Below are 14,477 nucleotides of genomic sequence, written 5' to 3'. Positions count from 1 at the left end.
TTAAGTGGATTTACGCAAACAGACCGCGCTTTCGATATGTTCGCTGAAAGGAAATTGGTCGAATAAAGCGGCGGCTTGCACTTGATGGCTTGCCGCCAATACCGCCAGATTATCCGCTAAGGTCTTAGGATTGCAGGATACATAAATAATCTGCTCAAAACGGCTTAATAATGCCAAGGTTTGCGCATCAATGCCCGCACGCGGCGGATCTACAAAAACGCAGGAAAAATCATAATCCTGCAAGCATATGCCGTCTTGATGCAGGCGTTTGAATTCACGCTCGCCCCGCCAAGCCTGACTGAATTCTTCCGCCGACAAGCGTGCTACCGCAATATTATCCGCTTGGTTTAACTTCACATTCTCACGCAGGGCGGCGATGCCCGTTTTGCTGATTTCGGTCGCCAGTACGCGACGGAAATACGGCGCCAGCGGCAAAGTGAAATTGCCGTTGCCGCAATACAATTCCAATAAATCACGCTGTCCTGCGCCGCCTTCCGCCTGCCGGCAAGCCCATGTCAGCATTTTTTCGCATACTTGCGCATTGGGCTGGGAAAAACTTTGCTCGATTTGCACATAATCAAAAGCGCGTCCGCCGACCTGCAAACGCTCGCGCACATAGTCGCGTTCCAACACGATTTTCTGTCCGCGCGAACGCCCGATTAGCGCAACGCCCAATTGCTCTTGTAATTTTGCAGCCGCTGCCTGCCATGCTTCGTCCAAGCGGCGATGATAAATAAGCGTAATCAGGCTGTCACCCTGCAAGGTTGCCAAAAATTCCACCTGAAACAATTTGCGCGACAGCAGCGGCTCGGCATTGATTGCCGCCAATAAGGGCGGCATAAGCCGATTAATCGCCAGACAGGCGGCGGGAAACTGCGTGAGTTTAATCACATTGCCCCCGTGCAGACTTTCTCCTTTGGGGCTCATGGCATAATGCACGCCCTGCTCGTCATGCCAGATGCGGAATTCCGCGCGCATGCGGTAATGCTCGGGCGGAGAATCGAAGACCTCAATGCCGCCCTGCCAATAAGGGCTTAACAACTGCTGTAAATATTGCTGCTTGTCGCTTAATTGTGCCTGATAGGCGCGGGCTAAATCGTTCATATTCGTTCAAGTAAAAAGGCGATTGTCGGCGCTTTCGGGCACACTGTCAAAAATTATCCGCCGCCAACGCCGAAAAAGGGTGCCGCTGTCCTTTTATGCTATAATCCGCCCCTTGTTTTGAATGGACACAACGGATTTCCTATGAGTTACGATTCCTCCAATATCCGCGTATTAAAAGGGCTGGAAGCGGTGCGCACCCGCCCGGGCATGTATATCGGCAATACCGATGACGGCAGCGGTCTGCATCATATGGTCTTTGAAGTGGTGGATAACTCGGTGGACGAAGCATTAGCGGGCTATTGCGACCATATCGTCGTAACCATTCATCAGGACGAATCGGTATCCGTACGCGATAACGGACGCGGTATTCCTGTGGATATCCACCCCGAAGAAGGACGCAGCGCGGCGGAAGTCGTGATGACCGTCTTACATGCCGGCGGCAAATTTGATGACGACAAAGTCTCGGGCGGCTTGCACGGCGTGGGTGTATCCGTCGTGAACGCCCTATCCGAAAAACTCGAAATGACCATCTGGCGCGACGGCAAAATCCACACGCAAACCTTTGTCCACGGCGAACCGCAAGCCCCGCTTGCCGTTATCGGCGACACCGAAGAAACCGGCACACAAGTGCGCTTCCTCGCCAGCATCGATACCTTCAAACTGGTGCAATACGACTATGAAATTCTTGCCAAACGTCTGCAAGAACTCGCCTTTTTAAACTCGGGACTGCGCATCGAGCTGCATGACGAACGCAACGGCGACAGCGATGTCTTCCAATATGACGGCGGACTGCGCGCTTTCGCCGAATACCTCAACCGCAATAAAACCGTCCTGCACAATGAAATCTTTTATTGCCAAGGCAAGCAAGGCAATATGATCATCGAAATCGCCATGCAATGGAACGACGGCTATCAAGACAATACCTATTGCTTTACCAACAACATTCCCCAACGCGACGGCGGCACGCATCTGGAAGGCTTCCGCCTCAGTCTGACCCGCGTCTTAAACGCCTATCTAGAAGAAAGCGGACTGCTTAAAAAAGCCAAAATCTCCACCAACGGCGAAGACATCCGCGAAGGACTGACCGCCATCGTCTCCGTTAAAATCCCCGGCCCGAAATTCAGCTCGCAAACCAAAGACAAACTGGTCTCCAGCGAAGTCAAAAGCACGGTCTCCGGCATCTTCGGCGAAAAATTCAAAGAATTTCTCTTAGAACAACCCAATGACGCCAAAATCATCGCCGGCAAAATCGTCGAAGCCGCACGCGCAAGAGAGGCGGCACGCAAAGCCCGCGAAATGACTAGACGCAAAGACGTCTTAGATATTGCCGGACTACCCGGCAAACTCGCCGACTGCCAAGAAAAAGACCCCGCGCAATCCGAACTCTTCCTCGTGGAAGGCGACTCGGCGGGCGGCTCCGCCAAGCAGGGGCGCAACCGCAAATTCCAAGCCATCTTGCCGCTGAAAGGCAAAATTCTGAACGTGGAAAAAGCGCGCTTCGACAAAATGCTCGACTCCGCCGAAATCGGCACCCTTATTACCGCGCTCGGCACCGGCATCGGCAAAGAAGATTTCGACCTCGGCAAATTGCGCTACCACCGCATCATCATCATGACCGATGCCGACGTGGACGGCGCCCATATCCGCACCCTGCTGCTGACCTTCTTCTACCGCCAAATGCCGCAATTGGTCGAACAAGGACATATCTACATCGCCCAGCCGCCGCTGTATAAAGTCAAAAAAGGCAAACAAAGCCAATATTTAAAAGACGACAACGAACTCAATGAACTGCTTCTGACCCAAGCGCTGGACGATGCCGCCCTCCATGTATCGGCACAGGCGCCGGCAATCAGCAAAACCGCCTTTGAACAATTGGCGCGCGATTATCTGCAATTAGAACAACTGATTGACCGACTCTCGCACCGCTACGACCCCCGCATTCTGCGCGCCCTGATTGAAACACCGGCGCTTAGTCGCGACATGTTCCAAGACTATGCGCAATTGCAGGCATGGATCGGCGATTATCAAAAGCACCTAAACCGCTTCTCCAGCGCAGGTATACAGCTGACCGCCCAAGCCATCGATCCCGAGCAGCCGCGCATCCATGTCCACATCAACCAGCACGCCAACGACATGCACAATTTCTTTACCGCCCATTTCGTGGACTCGCCCGAATACCGCAAAATGTCCGCTTTCGGCAAAGAAATCCATAATTTACTGCAAGAAGGCGCTTATTTTGAAAACAGCAAAGGCAAAATCCCTGTGCGCTATTTTAGCGAAGTCATTACCGCCCTCTTTGCCGAAGGAAAAAAAGCCTACGATATTCAACGCTATAAAGGTCTGGGCGAAATGAACCCCGAGCAATTATGGGAAACCACCCTCGACCCTGAAGTGCGCCGCATGCTGCAAGTCAATATCCAAGACGCGCGCGTCGCCGATGAAGTCTTTACCATGCTGATGGGCGAAGAAGTCGAACCGCGCCGCGCCTTTATCGAAGAAAACGCCATCCGCGCCGGCAATATCGATATTTAAACCCTTCTTTCCGCCGACGCGAAAGCCCAAACCTTTGCGCGTCAGCACCCCTCCAAAAATCCGAAAAACATATGAAAACTCTAGGCATTATCGGCGGCATGTCGCCCGAAAGCACCGAAATCTATTACCGCGACATCAACCGCTTGGTTAATCAAGCCGCCGGCGGCAACCGCTCCGCGCCGATTGTTATGCTCAGCGTGGACTTTGAAGAAATCGTCCGTCATCAAAAAAACGGTGCATGGCAGCAAACCGCCGCCATCTTGAGCGAAGCCGCCCGTAAACTCGAAAGCATCGGTGCAGAAGGCATTTTGCTTGCCACCAATACCATGCACAAAAATGCCGAAGACATCGCCGCCGCCATCTCCGTCCCTTTCCTGCACATTCTTGATGCCGCCGCGCAAGCCATTCAGGCGCGACAACTCCGCAAAATCGGCGTATTAGGCACGGCTTTTACCATGCAAGATAATTTCTACCGTCAAGGTTTGGCTGAACGTGGCATCGAGATGCTCGTTCCCGAGACGGCAGTGCAGACGGAAATTCATCGCATCATTTTTGAAGAACTGTGCCTAGGGAAAATACTGCCGCAAAGCCGCGCCTTTTATCTGGATGCGGTGCAGGCTCTGGCAGCGCAAGGCGCAGAAGGCATTATTTTGGGCTGCACCGAAATCGGTCTGCTGATTCGGCAAGAAGACCACCATTTGCCCTTCTTCGACACCGCTGCCCTACATGCACAAGCGGCAGCGGATTTTGTCCTTTCCGACTAATTAACGCTTATGTCTTGGTTATTCTACGCCCTGCTTGCCGCCCTATTCGCCGCTTTAACCGCTATTTTCGCCAAAATCGGCTTACAAGGCATCAACAGCGATTTCGCTACCTTTATCCGCACCGTGATGATTATCTTCATCGTCGCGCTCTGGGTCAGCTATCTGGGCAAATGGCAGTCTTTTGCCGATATCGGCGGCAGGCAATGGGGCTTTTTATTTTTATCCGCCGCTGCCACAGGCTTTTCTTGGCTTTTTTATTTCAAAGCCCTGCAAATCGGACAAGCCGCCCATGTCGCGCCGGTGGATAAATTATCGGTAGTCTTCGTGGCCGTCTTTGCCACTCTGTTTTTAGGCGAACGCCTAAGCGCACGCGAATGGTTCGGCATCGCCCTGATTGTCGGCGGCGTTTTATTACTGACCCTCAAAGCCAATCCTAAACCGGCCCCCGCACAAACAGCACCGACACAGCATCATTCCTCATCATAAAAAAGCGGCAGATACATCTCTTTTCCTAGCTCTCCGCCTTTTATATAGTCAAAGAAATGAAAAAGTAGCACAGTAATGCTGCTAACAGGTAGCGCAGAGAGTACGGCGAGATGTGTTTAAATTGTAACTCTTTTTGAATTCCTTGACTATAGTTTCTTCAGATTAAAATGAGACAATAAAAATTTTCAACATATTAAAAAATATTTCAATATGTTGTGTTGAGGCGTATCATTTTAATCTGAAGAGACTATATTTTCCCCATTTCAAGGCGACATTGTACTTATTTCTGTACTCAGCTATAATTGCTTCACTCGATATGAAACGAAGGGCGAAACACGCCTCCTTGCTATACTCTCGACACACAGCTGTTTTTCATAGATTTTCAGAGGAAACCAAACATGCAAGTCATGAACTATTCTACCTTTCGCAATCAACTTTCCAGCGCCTTAGACAGCGTCAACGATAATCACACGCCTTTGCTGATTACGCGGCAAAACGGCAGTCCGGCAGTCTTGATGAGTTTGGAAGATTTCCGCGCTTATGAGGAAACCGCCTATTTAATGGCAAGTCCGAAAAATGCGGCGCGTTTAAATCAAGCCATCGAACAAATTCGCCAAGCACAAGCCGGCATTCATGCCTTAATTGAAGAATGATGATTGCGTGGTCAGACGGCGCATGGGAAGATTATCTCTATTGGCAAGAGACGGACAAATCTATGCTCAAACGCATTAACCGCCTGATAAAAGATACGATGCGCCATCCTTTTCAAGGCTTGGGCGACCCCGAAGCGCTGAAACATCATTGGTCGGGATTTTGGTCGCGCCGCATCAATAAAGAACACCGCTTGGTTTACCAAGTGAAAGGCGACATGCTCTATATTGCGCAATGCCGTTATCACTATTGATGCTGCCTGATTGCGACAAAGCCAAGCGGTGTGATGGTTGATAATGAATTAATACTGCAACAGCAGATATTTGCTTTCGATGTAATCTTCAATCCCTTGTTTGCCGCCCTCGCGTCCCAGCCCTGATTGTTTGATACCGCCGAAAGGCGCGGCTTCGTTGGAAATGATGCCGCTGTTGATGCCGACCATGCCGTATTCCAAAGCATCCGCCACACGATGAATGCGCCCGATATCGCGGCTGTAGAAATAAGCCGCCAGACCGAATTCCGTATTATTGGCTTGGGCAATCACTTCTTCTTCGCTGTCAAAGCGGAAAATCGGCGCCAAAGGCCCGAAGGTTTCTTCTTTGGCGACTTTGGCATCATAGGGCACATGGCGCAAAATGCTGGGTTCAAAGAACAATTCTCCTGCGCTGTGTGCTTTGCCGCCGCAGACCAATTCCGCGCCTTTGGCAAGTGCATCATCAATATGCTCCTGCACTTTAAGCAGCGCATTGCTGTCAATCAAAGGTCCGAAATTCACGCCTTCCGAGAGACCGTTGCCAATTTTCAGTTGCTCTACCGCCGCTTTAAGCTGGCTGACAAAGGCGTCATACACGCCGCTTTGCACATAAATGCGGTTAGCGCAGACGCAGGTTTGCCCCGCATTTCTGAATTTGCTGGCGATGGCGCCCTGCACGGCTTTGCCGATATCGGCATCGTCAAAGACGATAAAGGGCGCGTTGCCACCCAATTCCAGCGAGACTTTTTTAATCGTGGACGCGCATTGCTGCATGAGCAATTTGCCGGTGGCGGTCGAGCCTGTGAAGCTGAATTTGCGCACCGTATCGCTTTCGGTCAGCACTTTGCCGATGGCTTTGGCTTCGCCAGTAATGACGTTAAACACGCCTTTGGGGATGCCCGCCTCTTCTGCCAATGCCGCCAATGCCAACGCAGAAAGCGGCGTTTGACTGGCGGGACGAATGATAAAGCTGCAACCTGCCGCCAAAGCGGGCGCGGCTTTGCGGGTAATCATGGCATTGGGGAAATTCCAGGGCGTAATCGCCGCGCACACGCCGATAGCCTGTTTTTGCACGATAATTTTCTGATTCTCACCTGCAGCGGGTATGGTTTCGCCGTAAATGCGCTTGGCTTCTTCCGCATACCATTCAATATAGGAGGCGCCGTAAGCGATTTCGCCGCGCGCTTCCGCCAAAGGCTTGCCCTGTTCGCGGGTAAGGATTTCCGCCAGCTCTTCCTGATGTTGCATGATAAGGTCAAACCATTTACGCAAAATCTTGCTGCGTTCTTTGGCGGTTTTATCGCGCCACGCAGGTAAAGCCGCTGCCGCCGCTGCTACCGCTTGCTCCGCCTCTGCCGCGCCGAAATTCGGCACATAGGCAATAATTTCTCCTGTGGCAGGATTGCTCACGGCAATATCGCCTGTACCCAGCCATTGTCCGTCAATATAACATTGTTGTTTTAAAAGCATATTCACCTCTTTTATCCGCAGCGCGGCGATACTGCCGCACTTCAATCATAAATTAAGCCAATTGCATTTCAAAATCATACAACCGCCATTTCCATTTATTATAGATAAGTTCAAACCGCCGCCGCTTTTCTAAAAGCATTGAATTACTATAGGCAATCACGCATAATTCCGAAATATTTCTCATAAAGTTTAAGGAGATTGAAGTGAAAAAATTACTACTTACATTGGCTCTCGCTCTGTGCGCAATACAGCCCGGCTTTGCCGAACACCGCCATGAAAAAAACAGCATAAAAGCCCAATATGAAGACATCGACGTGATATTGGACAAAAGCCTCATGCCGCCCGATTTAGCGGAACTTCAAATTCGTCCTGAATTTATCGATCTGCTGCACATCGACAGCAAGACTTATCAAAACGAGCTGGAATACACCGCCGCTAAAGAGAAAAAGCAATATTATTTTGATAAAGACGGTCAATCCGTCGATGCTCCGGCGACAGGCGGCTATTACCGCGAAATCTTAGGCACAAGCGCAGACGGCAAACCCGTCGCACAGGATTTCTACCAAGACAGCGCTACGCCGCAAACCGCGCCTTTTATCCTAAACCCCGGCAAAGAAAATGATTTTTCGACCGACGGTAATGATGGGCGCATCGTGTGGTATAACCCCGAAGGAAAAGTTACCGACATCGCCGTCTTTTCCCAAGGCAAACGGCAAGGCGGGCTTTTATTTATTACCGAGAAAGGCTTAAATATAATTGATGTTGAAAAAGAACAATCTATTTTCTATTCTCTGGACGGCAAATTGCTCTCCCATATCGACCAACAAAAAGAGCAGGAGTTTTTCTATTATCACAGCGGCAAAATCATGCTGATTTTCCAAGAAAAAGACGGAAAACCTTATTATCGTGCTTGGAATGAGGCAGGCAAAGAAGTCGAGATTTCGGAAATTGTGCCGCAATTGATGGGCGCTTACGAATTGCGCCAAGACATCTATCAAGACATCTATCAATCCGTCCTAAAAGAAATAGAAGCAGTACTGGAAGAAGCGAAAAATCATGAATAAATATCTCTTGTTAGCCGCCGCATTATTCGCCGCTTGCGCCCATAGCGAAAGCCGCAAAAATACGCTACCCGAAAACCCCATTGAAACCACAGTCAAAAGCCATAAAAACATACTGCCAACAACGCAAGCTGCGGCGGATATGGCGGCGCCGCATATCCGCAATCTGGACATACACCCGAATTTTGATACGGCACTCTTTAGCGTTGACGCCAAAACCTTTCTCAATGATTTGCAGTTTACGCCTGCAAAAAAAGAACAACGCTACTATTTTTATGGCGCCGATCAGGAACATGTCAGCAGCGAACAGGCGCAAGGCGGCGGCTATTACCGCCTGATTCTCGGCAGTACCGCTCAAGGCGATTCCGTTGCACAGGATTTCTACCAAGACATCGAAGCGCCGCAAACCTCGCCCTTTTTGCTGGTCAAAGGTAAAGAAAAGGATTTCAGCACCGACAGCAGCAACGGGCGCACCGTTTGGTACACACCTGAAGGCACGGTCGAGACGATTGCCGATTTCGCCGAGGGTAAAAGAATCGGCTGGAGCTTAATCCTGCGCGAAGGCAAGCCCATCATGCGCATACATACTATCGACGATAAAACGCAGGCATCCGAACATGTGATTTTCGATGCCGAAGGCAGAATCGTGATTCACAGCCGCAATAACAGCGAATACACCTTTTTCTACCCTAACGGCTCGGCGATGTTTTACGTCGATGAAGGGCGGCAGCCGGTCGAGCCGCTGGCTTGGGATGAAAACGGCAAGAGCATAGAGCCGTTTGAGGTTCTCAATCAAATCAATGAATTGATGCTGCGTCAAAATGAAGTCATCCAATACATTCTTGACAGCAACGACATCAATTAATCCGACACTTCCCTTTGGGCGCCATGCTTGGCTTTTTGCTATGGCATACGCGCCCACAATGCTATAATCCCTGCTTTCACAATTCATTACTTAAACAACCTATGTCAGAACATCTCAGCTTTGCCGATTTCGCTCTAGATCCCGCCATTCAAGCCGCCATTGAAGACTGCGGATTCAGCCGCCCCACCCCCATTCAAGAAAAAACCCTGCCGCTCACGCTGAAAGGCTACGACGTCATGGGCATTGCCCAAACCGGCACAGGCAAAACCGCTGCATTTCTGATTTCCTTACTCAATTATCTACTCAGCACCCCCGTTCATCCCAAAGCCAAAGGTCCGTGGGCAATTGTGCTGGCGCCGACACGCGAACTCGCCATTCAAATCAAAAAAGACCTCGACCAACTCGGACGCTATACCGGTTTGACCAGCCTCGCCATCTACGGCGGCACCTCCATCGAGCATCAAAAAGCCCTGTTTGAAGCGGCGAATATCGACATCATCATCGGCACGCCGGGGCGGATTATCGACCTTTACAAACAGCGGGTATTCCGCCTGAAAAACATCGAAGTCTGCGTATTGGACGAAGCCGACCGCATGTTCGACCTCGGCTTTATCGACGATGTGCGCTTTCTGCTGCGCCAAATGCCGCCTGCCGACGAGCGTCTGAACCTCCTGTTTTCCGCTACCATGGCGCAGAAAGTGCAGGAACTGGCTTATGAATATTTCAATGCGCCGCAAAATTTGAGCGTGGAAAGCGAGCAAACCACCGCCGACAACATCCGACAATCGCTCTACCATACCGCCAGCCATGAAAAAACGCCCCTGCTGCTCGGCTTATTGGCAGCGGAAAAACCGGAACGCAGTATGATTTTCCTCAATACCAAACGCGATTTGGAACGCCTTAGTTTGGTACTTAGCAGCAACGGCTATCCCAATGCCGCCCTCTCGGGCGATTTGGCGCAGAAAAAACGCGAACAAGTGATTAAAGACTTCCAAGAAGGCAAAGTGAACATTGTCGTCGCCACCGACGTTGCCGCGCGCGGCATCCACGTGCCGGGAGTTACACATGTATTTAATTACGACCTGCCGCAAGTGGCGGAAGACTATGTACACCGCATCGGGCGCACCGCGCGCGCCGGCGCATCGGGTACCGCCATCAGCTTTGCCTGCGAAGAATACGTCTACTCCCTGCCGGAAATCGAACATTACATCGGGCAGAAAATCGAAGTCGCCACATTACATGACGAACTGCTTGCCGATGTCGTTCCCCCTGCGGAAGAAGACCTGCAAGCCCTGCGCGACGAACGCAAACAACGTCAGCAGCGCAACCGCCCGCAAAACGGCAATCAGCGCCATCGCAGCAGCAATCCCAACCGCCGCAGACGCCCCGCGCAAGACGGACAAGCCTCGTCTTAAACCCTAGACGCATTTGCCGCCGACATCGGCGGCAAATCTATTGATACCCCTTGGCATGAAGCCTTTCCCATACCTGTCAGCATATAAAGGAAAACCATGAAAAAACGCGTTCTTACAGGCATCAACACCACCGGCATACCGCATTTAGGCAATTATGTCGGCGCTATCCGCCCTGCCATTACCGCCGCCAACCAGCAAGCCCAAGGCGAATCCTTTTTATTTTTAGCCGATTTGCACGCCCTGATTAAATGCCACGACCCCGAAACCGTGCATCAATCCTCTCTTGCCATTGCCGCCACATGGCTTGCCTGCGGCTTAAACCCTGAAAAAGTAACCCTGTACCGCCAATCGGACATCCCCGAAATCACGGAACTCAATTGGATATTTAACTGCGTCTGCGCCAAAGGCCTGATGAACCGCGCTCATGCCTACAAAGCGGCGGTAGATGCCAACAACGCCGACAATAATGCCGACCCTGACTACGGCATTTCTATGGGCTTATTCTGCTACCCCGTTCTTATGGCGGCAGATATTCTGATGTTTAACGCCACCCACGTCCCCGTTGGACGCGACCAAATCCAGCATTTAGAAATGGCGCGTGATATTGCCGCGCGTTTTAATCACCGCTATGAAAACCTATTCGTCATGCCCGAAGCCGTCGTCGATGACAACGTCGCCCTACTCACTGGCACAGACGGACGCAAAATGAGCAAAAGCTATCACAATACCATTGCCCTCTTTGAGCCTGAAAAAAGCCTGCGCAAACAAATCATGAAAATTGTAACCAACTCTCAAGCACCTGGTGAGCCAAAAAATCCTGATGATTCCACCATTTTCGACATCTACCGCGCCTTTGCTTCTGAAGCGGAAATCGCCGCTATGCGCCAGCATTATGCTGAGGGCATCAGCTGGGGCGATGCCAAACAAATGCTCTTTGAACGCATCAATGCCGAACTCAGTACCCCGCGCGAAATCTATCACTCCCTCATGGCAGAGCCGGCAAAAATCGAAGCCGTTCTGCAAGCAGGCGCAGAAAAAGCGCGTCGGGAAAGCCGCGCCTTTTTGGCACAAATCCGCCATGCCGTCGGCATCCGCCCGCTCGCCTAAAGGAATCAAAGCCGCATGAGCCTCGCCACCGTCTTCTCGCGCGCCCCCTTAAGCTTGAATGCTCCCTTGGTGCGCGTAGAAGTACATCTGGCGTCGGGCTTGCCGGCGCTGACCCTAGTCGGACTGCCCGAAAAAGCCGTCAAAGAAAGCAAAGACCGCGTCCGCGCCGCAATACTCAACAGCGGCTTTGAATTTCCGCAAAAACACATCACCATCAACCTCGCCCCTGCCGACCTTCCCAAAGACGGCTCGCGCTACGACCTCGCCATCGCCCTAGGCATTCTTGCCGCCTCGGGACAAATCCCCGCCGCCGCCTTAACTGACTACGAATGGCACGGCGAACTGGCACTATCGGGCGAACTCCGCCATGTACAGGGCATCTTGTCTTGTGCATTGGCGGCAACACAAGCCCAACGCCGCATCGTCGTCGCCCCAAGTAATGCGGAGGAAGCTGCCTTGGTTGCAGAACACAATCTCGCCAGCGCCCACAATCTGGCGGAAATCGCCGCCGTCTTATCGGCGCGGCAAGACTGGCAAAGCACGCCGCAAATTCTGCCGCAAGCGCCGCATTACCCCGATTTTGCCGACGTCATCGGACAACAGGAAGCCAAACGCGCCCTACTCATCGCCGCTGCCGGCGCGCATCACGTCCTGATGAGCGGGCCGCCCGGTACCGGCAAATCCATGCTCGCGCAACGCTTCGCCGGCATACTGCCGCCCATGACCCAAACAGAAGCCATTGAAAGCGCTGCTATTCAATCAATTAGTCCGCAAGGATTCCAAGCCCAAAACTGGCGGCAACGCCCCTACCGCGCCCCGCACCACAGCAGCTCCGCAGCGGCATTAGTCGGCGGCGGCGGTATTCCCAAGCCCGGCGAAATCTCGCTCGCCCACCACGGCGTACTGTTTTTAGACGAACTGCCCGAATTTGACCGCCGCGTCCTCGAAATGCTGCGCGAACCTCTGGAAAACGGACACATCAGTATCTCGCGCGCTGCCATGAAAAGCGATTTTCCCGCACGCTTTCAACTCATTGCCGCTATGAACCCCTGCCCCTGCGGCTACTACGGCGACCCGCAGCGCCATTGCAGCGACACCCCCGACCAAATCGCCCGCTACCGACAAAAAATCAGCGGTCCTCTGCTCGACCGCATCGACCTGCACCTCACCATTGCCCGCCTCAGCCCGCAGCAACTGCGCCGACAACACCATGCGCAGCAAAACAGCACCGAGCTGCGCGAACAAGCCACCGCCGCGCGCCGCATCGCCCTCGACAGACAAGGCTGCCCCAATGCCCTACTCAGCGGACAAGCCCTAGAACAACACCTCTGCGCCGAAACCGCCGTCTATCAACTGCTCGACCGCGCCGCCGAAAAAATGCAACTCTCCATGCGCAGCTACCATCGCCTGCTCAAAGTCGCCCGTACCATCGCCGACCTTGCCGCCAGCCCCCTCATCAACAGCACACATGCTGCAGAAGCCCTGCAATACCGCACTTGGAACAGCCGCTAATGCACATCAGCTCATTACGCGGCGAACAATTTCGCAACCTGCAAACATTCGAACTCCGCTTTCATCCGCAACTCAACCTCATACACGGCGCCAACGGCAGCGGCAAAACCGCCCTATTGGAAGCCCTCTACATGCTCGGACGCGGCAAATCCTTCCGCGAAAGCCAAACCCGCCACATCATCAGCCACGGACAACACTACTTCCGCCTCATCGCCCAATTGCACAGCCACAGCCGCAGCCACCTGCTCGGCATAGAACGCCACAGCCGCGACTACCTCCTGCGCCTTGACGGCGAAAACCTACGCAGCCTCAGCGAACTCGTCCAACTCGTCCCCATTCAAATCATCAACAGCGACCACTTCGCCCTCATCGACCAAGGCCCCGAACACCGCCGCCGCTTTACCGACTACGGACTCTTCTACCACAACAGCAACTTCCTCAAGGCTTGGCAGCACTACCAATACGCCCTTAAAAACCGCAACGCCGCCCTGCGCCAACAATGGGCAGGCGAATACATTATTCCTTGGCATCAACAACTCGCCGACTACGGCGAATGGATAGACCGCCTCAGACAAGACTACCTCGCCGACTTAGAAAAAACACTCAACTACTACCACGCCGAACTCGGCGGACTAGAAACCCTGCACATCCGCTACTATCGCGGCTGGGCGGCAGAACGCCCGCTTGCCGAACTCCTCAACGCCCACCTTGAACGCGACCGCCAACTCAAACACACCCGCGACGGCATCCACCGCGCCGAATGGCGCATCACCACCGCCAAAGACCAAGACGCCGCCCACCACTTCTCGCGCGGACAACAAAAAACCCTCATCTGCGCCCTCATCTTGGCGCAAACCCAACTCATCGCAGAAAAAAGCGGCAAACAACCCGTCATTCTCGTGGACGACATCGCCGCCGAACTCGACCGCACACGCCGCCAACTCCTCATCAACTTCCTGCTCAACAGCGGCTCGCAACTCTTCATCACCGCCATAGAAAGCGATGCGGACAGCCAAGACATGGACGCCGCCCGCTTTCACATCGAGCAAGGCAACATCACGGCATCAAACTCCTAAAAAAATAAAAATCTTGGATATAGTCAAAGATTTCAAAAAGGGGCAAAGGGACATTTTAGGTGCTGTTTTCGAGTTCTTTAGCTCTAAGGGACAAAATAGGTGCTATCTAGCGTTTTTTAAGCAAAATAATCTTTTATAAACTTAACCTTATTGTCCTTTTCCATGCCGCAATGACAAGCTA

At 52.4% G+C, this 14,477-nt stretch carries 13 protein-coding genes; 11 read left to right on the top strand and 2 right to left on the bottom strand.

Annotated features, from left to right (window positions below; translation table 11 throughout):
* Complete coding sequence (trmA, locus tag ACJHVI_RS08645) at positions 1-1,104, bottom strand: tRNA (uridine(54)-C5)-methyltransferase TrmA (RefSeq protein ID WP_483184339.1); 1,104 nt, start codon at positions 1,102-1,104, stop codon at positions 1-3.
* A 141-nt stretch (positions 1,105-1,245) separates the two neighbouring features.
* On the opposite strand from trmA, the gene gyrB reads away from it, so the two are divergent.
* From gyrB to ACJHVI_RS08620, 5 genes are all read left to right on the top strand, one after another.
* Positions 1,246-3,636 (top strand): DNA topoisomerase (ATP-hydrolyzing) subunit B, encoded by a 2,391-nt coding sequence (gene gyrB / locus ACJHVI_RS08640; protein WP_483184338.1) that lies wholly within the window; start codon positions 1,246-1,248, stop codon positions 3,634-3,636.
* Positions 3,637-3,707: 71 nt separating this feature from the next.
* Positions 3,708-4,400, top strand: coding sequence for an aspartate/glutamate racemase family protein (locus ACJHVI_RS08635; RefSeq protein ID WP_483184337.1), 693 nt, complete (start codon positions 3,708-3,710; stop codon positions 4,398-4,400).
* Between the two features lie 9 nt (positions 4,401-4,409).
* Positions 4,410-4,886, top strand: coding sequence for an EamA family transporter (locus ACJHVI_RS08630; protein WP_483184336.1), 477 nt, complete (start codon positions 4,410-4,412; stop codon positions 4,884-4,886).
* A gap of 398 nt (positions 4,887-5,284) precedes the next feature.
* Positions 5,285-5,539 (top strand): type II toxin-antitoxin system Phd/YefM family antitoxin, encoded by a 255-nt coding sequence (locus ACJHVI_RS08625; RefSeq protein ID WP_483184335.1) that lies wholly within the window; start codon positions 5,285-5,287, stop codon positions 5,537-5,539.
* On the top strand, positions 5,536-5,790 hold the full coding sequence (locus ACJHVI_RS08620; RefSeq protein WP_483184334.1) for a Txe/YoeB family addiction module toxin: 255 nt from the start codon (positions 5,536-5,538) through the stop codon (positions 5,788-5,790). The genes ACJHVI_RS08625 and ACJHVI_RS08620 overlap by 4 nt, the downstream gene beginning before the upstream one ends.
* A 48-nt stretch (positions 5,791-5,838) precedes the next feature.
* On the opposite strand, the gene ACJHVI_RS08615 is transcribed toward ACJHVI_RS08620, so the two are convergent.
* Entirely contained in the window at positions 5,839-7,260 is a 1,422-nt protein-coding gene (locus ACJHVI_RS08615; RefSeq protein ID WP_483184333.1) for an NAD-dependent succinate-semialdehyde dehydrogenase, read from the bottom strand.
* A gap of 203 nt (positions 7,261-7,463) precedes the next feature.
* Here ACJHVI_RS08615 and ACJHVI_RS08610 point away from each other — a divergent pair, with 203 nt between their 5' ends.
* The 6 genes from ACJHVI_RS08610 to recF all read left to right on the top strand — a co-directional run bounded on the left by ACJHVI_RS08610 (position 7,464) and on the right by recF (position 14,296).
* The gene (locus tag ACJHVI_RS08610; protein WP_483184332.1) at positions 7,464-8,324 is read left to right on the top strand and encodes a toxin-antitoxin system YwqK family antitoxin; all 861 of its coding nucleotides are present in this window, start codon (positions 7,464-7,466) and stop codon (positions 8,322-8,324) included.
* Complete coding sequence (locus ACJHVI_RS08605) at positions 8,317-9,186, top strand: hypothetical protein (RefSeq protein WP_483184331.1); 870 nt, start codon at positions 8,317-8,319, stop codon at positions 9,184-9,186. Before ACJHVI_RS08610 ends, ACJHVI_RS08605 begins: the two co-directional genes overlap by 8 nt.
* A 101-nt stretch (positions 9,187-9,287) precedes the next feature.
* Positions 9,288-10,601, top strand: a complete 1,314-nt coding sequence (locus ACJHVI_RS08600; protein WP_483184330.1) for a DEAD/DEAH box helicase — start codon at positions 9,288-9,290, stop codon at positions 10,599-10,601.
* Between the two features lie 96 nt (positions 10,602-10,697).
* On the top strand, positions 10,698-11,708 hold the full coding sequence (gene trpS, locus ACJHVI_RS08595) for a tryptophan--tRNA ligase (RefSeq protein WP_483184329.1): 1,011 nt from the start codon (positions 10,698-10,700) through the stop codon (positions 11,706-11,708).
* A 15-nt stretch (positions 11,709-11,723) separates the two neighbouring features.
* Positions 11,724-13,220, top strand: a complete 1,497-nt coding sequence (locus ACJHVI_RS08590) for a YifB family Mg chelatase-like AAA ATPase (protein ID WP_483184328.1) — start codon at positions 11,724-11,726, stop codon at positions 13,218-13,220.
* A complete protein-coding gene (gene recF / locus ACJHVI_RS08585) occupies positions 13,220-14,296 on the top strand; it encodes a DNA replication/repair protein RecF (RefSeq protein WP_483184327.1) in 1,077 nt (358 codons plus the stop codon). Before ACJHVI_RS08590 ends, recF begins: the two co-directional genes overlap by 1 nt.
* The last annotated feature ends 181 nt before the right edge of the window (positions 14,297-14,477 follow it).

The sequence above is a fragment of the Suttonella sp. genome, from assembly GCF_056855035.1.
The sequence above is the reverse complement of the archived record's forward strand: the minus strand, read 5'-3'. Positions and strand labels throughout refer to the sequence as shown.